Origin of the sequence: Ensifer sp. Root558, from assembly GCF_001427045.1 — a bacterium.
GTDB lineage: Bacteria > Pseudomonadota > Alphaproteobacteria > Rhizobiales > Rhizobiaceae > Ensifer > Ensifer adhaerens.
On the sequence record NZ_LMGC01000036.1, the window covers coordinates 302,833 to 314,155 of the forward strand.

The window sequence follows — 11,323 nt, forward strand, 5'->3', positions numbered from 1 at the left end:
CAGGACTTCAAGCCGTAGAACGTCCGCAGTCCGCGCAGTACTCCGTTTCCATCGCAACCACGAAGGATACCGCTATGAAGACCGTACTGATCACTGGCTGCTCTTCCGGCTACGGGCTGGAGACTGCGCGCCGCTTTCATGCCGAAGGCTGGAGCGTGATTGCCACGATGCGCTCGCCCCGACACGATATTCTGCCGAATTCGAAGCGGCTTCGTTTGCTGGCACTCGATGTCACCGATCCCGACAGCGTCTCAGCCGCCATCGCGGAAAGCGGTCCGATCGATGCGCTCGTCAACAATGCGGGCATCGGCGTGGTGGGTGCCTTCGAGGCAACGCCGATGTCCCATATCCGCAAGGTCTTCGACACCAATACCTTCGGCGTGATGGCGATGACCCAGGCGGTGATCCCGCAGTTCCGTGCTCGCCGGTCCGGCGTCGTCGTCAACGTCACCTCCAGCGTGACGCTTGCTTCCATGCCGCTGGCTGCCGCCTATACCGCCAGCAAGACGGCGATCACTGGCTTCACCGGTTCGCTTGCCCACGAGCTTGCCGCCTTCGATATCCGTGTCAAGCTGGTCGAGCCGGGTTACGCGCCAACCACGCGCTTTGCTCACAACACGACGATGCGGGTCGAGGACCTGATCCCCGAGGCCTATGCCGAATTCGCAGCGCCGATCTTCGCCCAATTTGCAGCACCGTCTCTGGTGACGACCGAGGCCGACGTCGCGGAGGCCGTCTGGCAAGCGGCGAACGATTTGTCCGGCCAGCTCCATTTCCCGGCCGGCGACGATGCGGTGGCGCTGGCACAGGCAGGCTGACGTACCTGAACTCAACTGCGCGTCTTCAGGCGATCTCGGGGTAGCCGAGACGATGCGCGAACCGCGCCAGTTCCGCCACAGGCTCGTAATCGGCATCCGACAGAACCGCGAAGTCTTTTAGGGAAAGCACAGCGCGGGCCTCAGCCAAATTGGGCTCCGTAATCGCCCGTCCGAGTGAACTGCACAGCAGCAAAAGCTCGTCGTCCGAGGCGTCGCCGCGGGTGACGAGAGGCAGGCCCGGCGTGCTGGCAGTGGCGGTCAAGACCCGCAGACCGGCCACGCGTTCCGGATCAAAACGTTGCGTATTGCCATAGGTCACGCAGTCGATGGCGGCCACGTCGGCAGTGTCCGATGCAACCGCATCGATGCTTGCCAAATGGCTGCCGGTTTCGGCAACAGAGGAGAAGAACCGGCCATTGCGGCCGCGGGGCGCGATCGCGGCGCGCAACAGGTTGGTTCCGGAATTGCTGATCGGATCGTTGATGGCAGCCCGTGTCCCCCGGAGATCTTCGAGGGAACGGACCGGTGCGTTTGCTCGCACGATGACGAAGCTGCACATGTCGGGCCCGTCGCAGCCCGGGTGCCCGTAGACCGGCGTAGCGACAAGGCGAACCTTGCCGCGCAAATGCCGCACGTAGGGATAACCGCAGGTTTGCGCGAGCAGCAGCGCCGGATGAAGCCAGGCATCGGCATGATGGAGGACGGCGTCCAATCGGTCGGGCACATCCGTCAGGCCCTCGCGCCGCAGGTCGTCGCGCAGGAACGCCCAGAGCGTTGCCGTTGCGGCCGCGAGCGGCTGAGGGCTGACATACATCGCAAGGCTGGCTATCCGCATGATTTCCCCGCGCTCCATGAGCACTCCCGCCATGGCGTAAAATGCGTTCGGCGAAGCGTCAAGGCCGTGGTCGCGGCGCCAAAGCGGTGGCAGCCATGCGTCTGGATGGCGGCGCCGATGTGCGGTGCTAGGCCGTGCGGCGAAGGCCAGCCCGCTCCACCGCGGCCGTTTCAGATCGACGTCCGCTGGATGTCGTGCGGAAGCGCTCGACCAGATCGAACAGGGCGGATGCCTGGCCTGAGAGCCTGTGGGTCATGGCGGTGCTGTCCTCGACCATCGCATTGTTCTGCTGGGTCACGGCGTCCAGCGACAGCATGGTCTGGTTGATGTGCTGCAGGTCGGTTGCCTGGTTGCGCGCGTCGCCCGCGATCTGCAGCGTCTGCTCGTTGATCGCGTGGATCTGACCGGAGATTTCGTCGAGCGCGTCGCCAGCGGCCCTGACGAGAGAAACGCCCTTCGCCACTTCCTCGGCCGACGCGGTGATGATCGCCTTGATCTCCCGGGCGGCCTGCGCCGACTTCTGCGCGAGTTCCCGCACCTCATGGGCAACGACCGCAAAGCCCTTACCCGCTTCGCCGGCACGCGCCGCCTCGACCCCTGCGTTCAGCGCCAGGAGGTTGGTCTGAAAGGCGATATCGTTGATCGTGCCGATGATCTGAGAGATGGCGACCGATCCCTTCTCGATCTGGGCCATGGCGCAGACGGCGTTCATCACCACCTGACCCGAACGATCGGAACTCGCCTTGGCAGCGGCGGCGATCATGGTTGCGGATGTGGCGTGTTCTGCGGTGCGGCCGATGGTGGCGGTGATTGCGCCGAGCGCCGCGGTCGCTTCCTCCAGCGTCGCCGCCTGATGTTCGGTGCGCTTGGCGAGTTGGCCGATGGCGTCGCGCATCTCGCCGGTTTCGCCGTCGATCTCGGCGCTTCTCGCCTTCACGTCACCGAGCGTAACCGCCAGGCTCTCCAGCGACAGGTTGAAGTCCGAGCGCAGGCGATCGAAGCCGGCGCCGAAGGGGCGGTCGATGCGGGCCGTCAGATCGCCGTGGGACAAACGTTCGAGCCCCGAGGCCAGCATTTCGACGGCCTCGTTGATCTGGCGCGATACCTCGGCCTGGGTCGTCTCGCGGCCGTGCCGTTCCTCCTCGATCATGGTTTGCGTCTCCGCTGCCTCGGTTTCGAGGCGGGCACGGTCGCGAAGAGCGTCGCGGAAAACAAGGACGGAGCGGGCCATGTCACCGATCTCGTCCTTGCGGGTACCGCCAACACCGCTGATCGTCGTGTCGCCATCGGCGAGCCGGCTCATGTCGCGGACGAGACCGGTAATCGGGTGCGTCAGTCGGCGCGAGTACCAGATGGAGATCGCCAGCGCAGCCGCGAGGACGGCAAGCGCGGTCGCGAGCGTCCAGTTGCGCAAGGCGGTAACCGCGGAAAAGGCCTCCCGCGAGGTCATGACCGCAGCAATGGTCCAGCGCGTGCCGAAAGCATCAAGGTTGGTGGCCGCCATCTGGGCTTCCTCGTCGCGGAAATCCGCAAGCCTGCTGCTGACGATGCCGTCTTCCGCCGGCTGCTCAACCACGATCCGGGCCTTCAGCATATCGTTGCCGGGTGTGGCGGCGCTGTCGGCGAGGAAGAACCCGTTACTGTCGAGCAAAATCGTTTCGCCGGTTTCGCCAAGGCCCGTGCGGTTGCCGACGATTTCGCCGATGCGCCCATCCGGCATTTCAAGGATCAGCGTGCCGATCTTGCCGTCAATCGATTCCAGGGGGATGGCGACGAACGCAGCGGGGCTGCCGCCAAGCGGGGCATAGGCTTCGTAGGACGCAAAGGCGAGCTTGCTCTTGTCCGTTCCCTCGGCCGTTTCCCGGAAGACGCGGCCAAGCCCGGTGTCCTTCCAGGCCACGTCCTTGAGGCTGACGCCAAAATCCCCTTTCTTGTTGAGGGCGTATACGACATCGCCGCTGAGATTGGCGAGCAGCACGTCGCGATAGCCGTGGGCTTCGGCGAAGCGCCGGAAGAACGGGTGATAGCGCGCATGCAGCGCGTCGTAGTCGTCGACGCCGGCGGAGCTGTAGAGGGCGCGCTTGTCTTCGGCGTTGGGGTTTTCCGCCAGGTAGCGGCGCTGCAATTCGCTTTCGGTCTTTTCCCCGAACTTGGCGGCTGCGCCATTGAGGTCGGTTAGCGCCTTGGCGACGGACTTCTGTGCTTGCAGATTGCGCAGGTCGTTTTCCACGGTGGTGAGGTAATGGCGTAGCTCGTTGCGGCGGGCATCGGCGAGCGCCTCCAGCTTTTCAATTGCCGCGCGTGACGAGAGATTGCCGCTGACGGTCAGGCTGGCAAGACTGGTGGCAGCAATGGAAAAAGCGGCCAGAGCCGCCGCAGCGAGAGGAAGCTTCGCGGACAAACGCATAACAATCACCGGACGTGCAAGGGGAGGAGGCCATGCCGAAGGCTGGTCGCGACGCCTCATGCGTCCGGCGGAAGGGCTTCCGCGCGGAGAGTTATACGGTCTCACGTTACAGCTTGATGACAGCTGGATGACATCGCCAAAGTTTGCCGTGGAGAGCGACGGCTCTATCTCGGCAAGGCGCCTGTCAGGAAAATGTCGGCGCAGCTTTCTGCTCGCGCCGTGATCGTCGCCTCGTCGATGGTGCCAAGGCAACCCATCATGACGGCGCGTTGCGGCTCCATCGCCATCATGCCGCGCAGCATGCCTGCGGTCAGACGCGGGTCTGCCACCGCGAGCCGGCCGTGGGCCACCTGCGTCCTCAGCCATCGCTCCAAGGTGGCACTTGTCCGCTGGATCGCCTGTTCCCAGAATGTGGCAGCAACTTCGGGAAAGCGTTCTGCCTCGGCGAGCACCAGGCGGATGATCGAGATCGTGTCGTGCGAGAGCACGAGATGTCCGTAGGCGGCAAGCAGGTGCACCAGGCCACCCCTTACGCCCAGATCTTCCAGGTTCTCTTCATCGGCTTCCACTACGAACTCGGCGATCCTGAGGGAGATGACGCGCTCGAAGAGATCGGCCTTGGTGGGAAACAGCCGATAGAGCGTCTTGGTGGAAACGCCGGCATTCTGAGCTATGACGTTGATGTTCGCCGCCTCGTAGCCGAAGTCGCAGAATTGCCGTTCGGCGGCGAGGACGATCACCTGGCGCGTCTCGTCGTCCGGTCGGACCTGGGGACGGCCACGGGAGCGTGGCGTCTTCTGCTTTTCGATCATGGCGGCTTTCCAAATTCATCGAATTTTTAGGTGAGCCGAGTTGAGAAAGCAATTGTTTTCCGAAATTTCTGTGCCGCGTGTCCTGGCCGTGGCGGATATTGCGACCTTTGCGAACACGTTCTAGCTTTGCTGCATGGCGACGTCGAAACTCACGACCTATCGTGCGAAGCGGGACTTTTCCCGGACGCCGGAGCCTGCCGGAAGAAGTGGCGCGGAGGGCAATCGTTTCGTCGTGCACAAGCACCATGCCACTGCCGATCACTATGATCTCAGATTACAGGTCGGCGACGTGCTGAAAAGCTGGGCGGTCCCCAGGGGGCCGTCGCTCAACCCCGCTGACAAACGGCTGGCTGTCGAGACCGAGGATCATCCGCTCGACTACATCGACTTCGAGGGCGTCATCCCGGAAGGCGAATATGGCGGTGGACCGATGATCGTCTGGGACACCGGCGTCTGGGCACCGATGGACGATATCGAAAAGAGCCTGAGAACCGGCGCGTTCAAGTTCCGTCTAGCCGGCGAGAAGCTCAATGGCGGCTGGATGCTGACGCGGCTGAAGCCGAAACCGGGAGACGACGATACGCGCAACTGGCTGCTGTTCAAAGAGCATGATCCAGCCGCCGATCCTGATGTCGACATTCTGACGGCACGCCCGGAGAGCGTGAAAAGCGGGCGGCGCATCGAAGAGTTGGTCGAGCCGCCAAGGAAACCGGCTAAAGCGGCGAAACCGGCCGTCCTCAAGCCTGGTTCGCTGCCGGGCGCTGTGAAAGGTCCGAAGCCGCAGCGGATCGAGCCGCAGCTCGCCAGCCCTATCCCGAAACCGCCCGGGGCCTCACCGGGAGAACAGACCTGGCTGCACGAAATCAAGTTCGATGGCTACCGCACGATGGCGGATCTCTCGGATGGTTCCGTACGGCTGATCACGCGCAGCGGGCTCGACTGGACGAAACGCTACGGCGATCTGCCAGACGCATTCCGCAAGTTGCCTTGTCGGGAAGCGATGATCGATGGCGAGATCGTCGCTCTCGACGACAAGGGCATCAGCCGCTTCTCCCTGTTGCAGGAGGCTCTTTCATCCGGGACCGATGGCAAGCTCGTCTTCTATGCCTTCGACATCCTCCATCTCGACGGCTGGAATCTCGCCGAAGTTCCATTGGAAGAGCGCAAGGGTCTGCTGGCGCAGCTGCTTGAAGAGCAGATATCGAGCCGTTCCGCCATTCAGTTCAGCGACCATGTGGAAGGTGACGGGCGCGGGCTCTACGATCAGGCCGCCGAGCTGGGGCTGGAAGGGATCGTATCAAAGCGTGCCTCCGCACCCTACCGCAGCGGACGCACCCAGACCTGGACCAAGACCAAAGCGCTCAAAAGCGAAGACTTCGTGATCGCAGGCTACACCGTCTCCGAGGCTGCCGAGGGGCTGGCGGCACTGGCGCTCGGGGAGTGGGTGGGCGGCGAGCTGCACTACCGCGGCAAGGTCGGCACCGGCTTCGATGCGGCGACAGCCAAGCAATTACTCGCCCGGCTGCAAGCCTTGCGCGGGGGTGAGACCGCGCTGGACGGTGCGCCCAAGGAAATCCTCTGGGTGCGGCCGGTGCTATCCGCCCGCATCCACTACTCCAACCGCACGACCGACAATGTCTTGCGGCATGCGGTGTTCAAGGGGCTTCGCGATGTCGAGCTTTCGGCCCCGGCGACGGCGACGGCGCCGCGCAAGCGGCTGATCACGGACGCCGACCTGGCGACGATCCAGGTGACCAATGCCGACCGCCGGGTGTTCGGAAGATCCGGACCGACCAAACTCGACATTGCCGTCTACTATGCGCTCGTCGGCGATTTCATGCTGCCGCATATCCTCGGTCGCCCGGTGTCGCTTTTCCGCTGCCCGACGGGGAAGCGGGCCGATTGTTTCTTCCAGCGCCATCCCTTCACCGGCATGCCGCCCTCCATCGTCAGCTTCAACGCGACCAATTCCGAGGGCGAGAGCAAGTCCTTCCTCTCGATCGAGGGCACGAAGGGTTATCTGGCGCTCGCTCAGTTCGGCGTGATCGAGCTTCATAGCTGGGGTTCGCGGCGCACGCGCTTGGAGAAGCCCGATCGCGTCGTCTTCGATCTTGATCCCGGCGAGGGGATCTCATGGCGCGACGTGGTCGAGGCAGCGGTCCATATTCGCGGCGAGCTAGAAGCAATCGACCTCGTTCCTTTCGTCAAGACGTCTGGCGGCAGCGGCATCCACGTCGTGGTGCCGGTCAAACCGAAGCTGGACTGGAAGAAGACACACCAGGCAACGAGCGCGATAGCGACGCGGCTGGCGGCGACCGCACCCCAGACCTTCACCACGACCATGGGCAAGGAAAACCGCAAAAAGCGCATCTTCATCGACTTCCATCGCAATGCGCGCAGCCATACGGCGGCCGCTCCCTATTCGCTGCGGGCACGCACCAATCTGCCGGCTTCGGCCCCGCTTCAGTGGGCGGATCTGGAGACTATCGACGCTCCGGAGGATTTGAACTATTCTTCGCTGCCTGGACTTCTGGATACTTTCGGCGATCCCTGGGCGGATATCGACGACTTTGCCAAGGATCTGCCGCTTCTGTCCGAAACGAGGACGTAATGCGTTTGGCCGCGTAGGAGACATCAATGGCGCCCAGGGCAAGTTGGAAAGGTTATCTCAAACTCAGTCTCGTCAGTTGCCCCGTCAGGCTCTATCCGGCGACCAGTTCGAGCGAGCGCATCAGCTTCAACCAGCTGCACAAGGACACCCACAACCGGATCAACATGAAGCCGGTCGATCCAGAACTCGGGCTCGTCGAGCGCTCGGATCTGGTCAAGGGCTACGAGTACGAGGACAAGAAGTACATCATCATCGAGGACAGCGATCTCGACAGCGTCAGGATCGAATCCAATCACACGATGAACATCGAGGCCTTCGTCGATGAAGGCTCCGTCGACGTGATCTACCAGGACGCACCCTATTATCTCGCGCCCGACGGCGCGATGGCCGAGGAAACCTTCGTCGTCCTGCGCGAAGCGCTGAAAAAGAGCGGCAAGGTGGCGATCGCGCGCCTGGTGCTTTCGAGCCGTGAACGCGTCGTGACCATCGGCGCGCGCGAAACCGGAATGTTCGTCTGTACGCTGAGAAACCCGAGCGAAGTGCGCGGAACCGCTGAATATTTCGGCAATGTACCCGTTGGTCATCCGGACCCTGAAATGCTGCAGCTTGCCGAAGCCTTGATCCAGCAGAAGATGACGGTCTTCGACCCGAAGAACTATGAGGATCGTTATGAGATCGCGCTGATGAAGATGATCCGCGAGAAGCTCAAAGGTCATAAGCCGATCATTGCGGCAGCCCCTGAGCGCGGCAATGTCATCAACCTTATGGATGCGCTGAAGGCGAGCCTGTCGCAGTCGAAGCCGCCTGCAAAGAGCAAGCCCAAGGCCGAGCCGGCAGCCAAGCAAACCACCAAGGCGGCAGCGCCAGCCAAGCGGACGGCGGCAAAGCCGGCCGCGAAGAAGAAAGCCTGATGGCTGTTGCAGGCCAGACATTCGGTATCGTCGGGGCGTTGTCGGCCTTCCCGCGCCGGCTTGTGGCGCGCGAGGTCGAGCGCCAGCACGGCCACGTGCGTCGCGGCGTGACGCGCCAGACGACCTATCTGGTGTTCGGCCGCAGCCTGCTTGCCAAATCGAGCGAGGCGGAGATCGAAGCCCGCTTCGATGCCGAACATTCGTCCGGGCGGTGGCTTATCAGCGAGAACGGCTTTCTTCGCCTATTGGGGTTGATGTCGGTGCCGGCTGCGTCCGCGCTTAGTCGCCAGTCGCTGATCGATCAGGCGAGGCTCTCGCCGCGCATCTTCGACCTGCTCTCGCTGTTCGACGCTTTCGAGCATGACAGCGAGCCCTACTCGTTCCGCGACCTCATCCTCGCCAGGAAATATGCCGAGCTGATTGCCAGCGGCGCGAGTTGGAGCGCGATCGCCCGGTCCGTTCATCGCTCCGGACCGGTCGCCTCGTTGACGGCGCTTTCGCTGCACCACGGTGGCACCGATGCGATCTATGCCCGCAGCGCCGAGGGCCTGAGCGAGCTGAATGGGCAATTGCTCTTCGATCTCGACACACCCGACGATGCCGCCCTGGAAGATCTCTTCGATCTGGCCGAGGAGGCGGAAGCCAATGGCGACTACCTGGAGGCTGCGGCCTTCTATCAACGCTATCTTGCCATGGACCGGACGGATTCGGTCGCGGCCTTCAACCGCGCCAATTGCCTGAAGGCAGCCGGACGGGAGCTAGATGCGGCCCATGATTACGCCCGCGCCATCAAGCTCGATCCATCCTTCGTCGAGGCCTGGTTCAACCTCGCGGGGCTGATGAACGAACGGGGGCGGATCGACGCCGCGCGCAGGCATCTCGGGAAGGCGATCGAGATCGACGGCGACTATGCCGACGCCGTCTTCAACTTGGCGAAACTCGAATTCGATGCCGGCGATCTCGCGGAGGCGAAGCGTTGGTGGACCCGCTATCTCGAACTCGATAGCGATAGCGAATGGGCGCGAACGGCGGAGCGCGGCGTGCAATATGTCGACCTGCAGAGCCGCCCGAGAACAGGCTGATATGGGCGACAAATTTCTCTTCGACGGACCCGACGATGCCGCGGTCACCATCCTTCTTGCCCATGGCGCCGGCGCGCCGATGGATTCGGCTTCGATGACCGCGACCGCAGGGGCGCTTGCGACGGCAGGCTTTCGCGTTGCACGCTTCGAGTTCGGCTATATGGCGGCAAGGCGCACCGTTGAGGGGCGCAAGCCGCCGCCTCGCGCCGACACGCTCAATCCGGAATATCTCGCCGCCATCGAGGATCTGGACGTCAAAGGCCCACTTATCATCGGCGGCAAGTCGATGGGGGGACGCGTCGCGAGCATGATCGCCGATCCGCTGCATGCGGCCGGCAGGATCACCGGGCTGCTCTGCCTCGGTTATCCCTTCCATCCGCCAGCCAAGCCCGAGCAACTGCGCACCAAGCACCTGGCCGGCCTCAAGACGCCGACGCTGATCTGCCAGGGAACCCGCGACGAATTCGGCACGCGCGAGGAAGTGCAGAACTACGGGCTTTCCGATGCGATCGAAGTCCTGTGGCTCGAGGACGGAGACCATGATCTCAAACCGCGCAAGAGCATTTCCGGCTTTTCGACCGCCGATCATTTAAGGACCTTGGCCGATGCGGTGGCAGCCTGGGCTGCCCGGCTGACACGCTGATCCGATCGCCGGAATGAAGATCGCCACCTTCAATATCAACGGCATCAACAGGCGGCTCGACAACCTGATCGCCTGGCTGGGCGAGGCGGAGCCGGACATCGTCTGTCTGCAAGAGTTGAAGGCGCCCGATCGGCAGTTCCCGCGCTCGGCGATCGAAGCGGCCGGCTACGGCGCCGTGCGGCAGGGACAATCCGCGTGGAATGGTGTGGCGATCCTCGCCCGAGACAGCGAGCCGGTGCTGACCCGTGTCGGGCTCGACGGCGACCCGTCGGATGCCGAGGCGCGCTATATCGAGGCTGCCGTCAGCGGCATCCTGGTCGCCTGTCTCTACGCGCCCAACGGCAACCCACAGCCAGGCCCCAAGTTCGTCTACAAGCTTGCCTGGCACGAGCGTCTGGCCAAACATGCCGCCGAACTCTTCGCCCTAGATCTGCCTGTCGTGCTTGCCGGCGACTACAACATAGTTCCGGAGCCGCGCGACATCTACCCGACAACCTCCTACGACGACAATGCGCTGGTCCAGCCCGAAAGCCGCGCCGCATTCGGCGAACTTCTCGACCAGGGCTGGCTCGATGCGCTGCGCAAGATCCACCCGAAGGACCAGCTTTTCACCTTCTGGGACTATCGCCGGAACCGTTGGCAGCGCAACGCGGGGCTTCGGCTCGATCATATGCTGCTCAGCCGCAAGCTTTCTCGCAAGCTTACCGGTGCCGGCATCGACCGGGAGGTTCGTGGCATGGAGGGTGCGAGCGATCATGCGCCGGTGTGGATCACGCTCCGCGATTGACCTGACAATGCTGCGGGGAGACTGCACGTCCATGCGCGACGGTGATACTGTTTCGCCTCGAACGCCGCTATTCGCAGCCGCGATCCGGGGTAAACCCCGTCCGGCCTAGCGGCTGAATGCGGTGACCGCGACATTCAGCCTGGTCAACACGAAGGAGAACCGCATGAAAATCAGCGCGCGCAACCGCCTCAAGGGCAAGATTGTCGAAGTCATCAAGGGCGCCACCACCGCCCATGTCCGGATCGACGTCGGCGGCTCGATCGTGACTGCAGCGATCACCAACGAGTCGGTCGACGAACTTGGCCTGAAGGTCGGTGGCGAAGCCTATGCGGTCATCAAGGCCTCGGATGTCATGGTCGGCATCGACTGATACGCTTGCGGCAAGGGCGCGTGGATCGACCGTCGCGCCCTGCCAAA

Annotated in this window: 10 protein-coding genes; 7 read left to right on the forward strand and 3 right to left on the reverse strand. The window is 63.3% G+C overall.

Going from position 1 to position 11,323, the window contains the following annotated elements:
• Positions 1–74: 74 nt before the first annotated feature.
• Positions 75–818: an SDR family oxidoreductase gene (locus ASD63_RS30875; protein ID WP_034799642.1), complete on the forward strand. Its 744-nt coding sequence runs from the start codon at positions 75–77 to the stop codon at positions 816–818.
• 25 nt (positions 819–843) lie between these two features.
• Here ASD63_RS30875 and ASD63_RS30880 read toward each other — a convergent pair whose 3' ends face one another.
• The 3 genes from ASD63_RS30880 to ASD63_RS30890 all read right to left on the reverse strand — a co-directional run bounded on the left by ASD63_RS30880 (position 844) and on the right by ASD63_RS30890 (position 4,872).
• A complete protein-coding gene (locus tag ASD63_RS30880) occupies positions 844–1,653 on the reverse strand; it encodes a PhnD/SsuA/transferrin family substrate-binding protein (protein ID WP_060530378.1) in 810 nt (269 codons plus the stop codon).
• A 127-nt stretch (positions 1,654–1,780) separates the two neighbouring features.
• Positions 1,781–4,060 (reverse strand): methyl-accepting chemotaxis protein, encoded by a 2,280-nt coding sequence (locus ASD63_RS30885; protein ID WP_060530336.1) that lies wholly within the window; start codon positions 4,058–4,060, stop codon positions 1,781–1,783.
• A gap of 164 nt (positions 4,061–4,224) precedes the next feature.
• On the reverse strand, positions 4,225–4,872 hold the full coding sequence (locus ASD63_RS30890; protein ID WP_060530337.1) for a TetR/AcrR family transcriptional regulator: 648 nt from the start codon (positions 4,870–4,872) through the stop codon (positions 4,225–4,227).
• A gap of 133 nt (positions 4,873–5,005) precedes the next feature.
• Between ASD63_RS30890 and ligD the strand changes: the two genes are divergently transcribed.
• From ligD to ASD63_RS30920, 6 genes are all read left to right on the forward strand, one after another.
• Positions 5,006–7,483: a DNA ligase D gene (gene ligD / locus ASD63_RS30895; RefSeq protein WP_060530338.1), complete on the forward strand. Its 2,478-nt coding sequence runs from the start codon at positions 5,006–5,008 to the stop codon at positions 7,481–7,483.
• A 26-nt stretch (positions 7,484–7,509) separates the two neighbouring features.
• Positions 7,510–8,394, forward strand: coding sequence for a Ku protein (locus tag ASD63_RS30900; RefSeq protein ID WP_034799645.1), 885 nt, complete (start codon positions 7,510–7,512; stop codon positions 8,392–8,394).
• The gene (locus tag ASD63_RS30905; RefSeq protein ID WP_060530339.1) at positions 8,394–9,476 is read left to right on the forward strand and encodes a tetratricopeptide repeat protein; all 1,083 of its coding nucleotides are present in this window, start codon (positions 8,394–8,396) and stop codon (positions 9,474–9,476) included. Before ASD63_RS30900 ends, ASD63_RS30905 begins: the two co-directional genes overlap by 1 nt.
• A gap of 1 nt (position 9,477) precedes the next feature.
• Positions 9,478–10,119, forward strand: coding sequence for an alpha/beta family hydrolase (locus ASD63_RS30910; protein WP_060530340.1), 642 nt, complete (start codon positions 9,478–9,480; stop codon positions 10,117–10,119).
• A gap of 13 nt (positions 10,120–10,132) precedes the next feature.
• On the forward strand, positions 10,133–10,906 hold the full coding sequence (gene xth, locus ASD63_RS30915) for an exodeoxyribonuclease III (RefSeq protein WP_034799648.1): 774 nt from the start codon (positions 10,133–10,135) through the stop codon (positions 10,904–10,906).
• Between the two features lie 163 nt (positions 10,907–11,069).
• A complete protein-coding gene (locus ASD63_RS30920) occupies positions 11,070–11,276 on the forward strand; it encodes a molybdopterin-binding protein (RefSeq protein WP_034799649.1) in 207 nt (68 codons plus the stop codon).
• The last annotated feature ends 47 nt before the right edge of the window (positions 11,277–11,323 follow it).

What these genes read in the sequence shown, in the direction of transcription:
- ASD63_RS30875 (WP_034799642.1), top strand. Translation starts at nt 75, where the DNA reads ATGAAGACCGTACTGATCACTGGCTGCTCTTCCGGCTACGGGCTGGAG.
- ASD63_RS30880 (WP_060530378.1), bottom strand. Translation starts at nt 1,653, where the DNA reads ATGCGGATAGCCAGCCTTGCGATGTATGTCAGCCCTCAGCCGCTCGCG.
- ASD63_RS30885 (WP_060530336.1), bottom strand. Translation starts at nt 4,060, where the DNA reads ATGCGTTTGTCCGCGAAGCTTCCTCTCGCTGCGGCGGCTCTGGCCGCT.
- ASD63_RS30890 (WP_060530337.1), bottom strand. Translation starts at nt 4,872, where the DNA reads ATGATCGAAAAGCAGAAGACGCCACGCTCCCGTGGCCGTCCCCAGGTC.
- ligD (WP_060530338.1), top strand. Translation starts at nt 5,006, where the DNA reads ATGGCGACGTCGAAACTCACGACCTATCGTGCGAAGCGGGACTTTTCC.
- ASD63_RS30900 (WP_034799645.1), top strand. Translation starts at nt 7,510, where the DNA reads ATGGCGCCCAGGGCAAGTTGGAAAGGTTATCTCAAACTCAGTCTCGTC.
- ASD63_RS30905 (WP_060530339.1), top strand. Translation starts at nt 8,394, where the DNA reads ATGGCTGTTGCAGGCCAGACATTCGGTATCGTCGGGGCGTTGTCGGCC.
- ASD63_RS30910 (WP_060530340.1), top strand. Translation starts at nt 9,478, where the DNA reads ATGGGCGACAAATTTCTCTTCGACGGACCCGACGATGCCGCGGTCACC.
- xth (WP_034799648.1), top strand. Translation starts at nt 10,133, where the DNA reads ATGAAGATCGCCACCTTCAATATCAACGGCATCAACAGGCGGCTCGAC.
- ASD63_RS30920 (WP_034799649.1), top strand. Translation starts at nt 11,070, where the DNA reads ATGAAAATCAGCGCGCGCAACCGCCTCAAGGGCAAGATTGTCGAAGTC.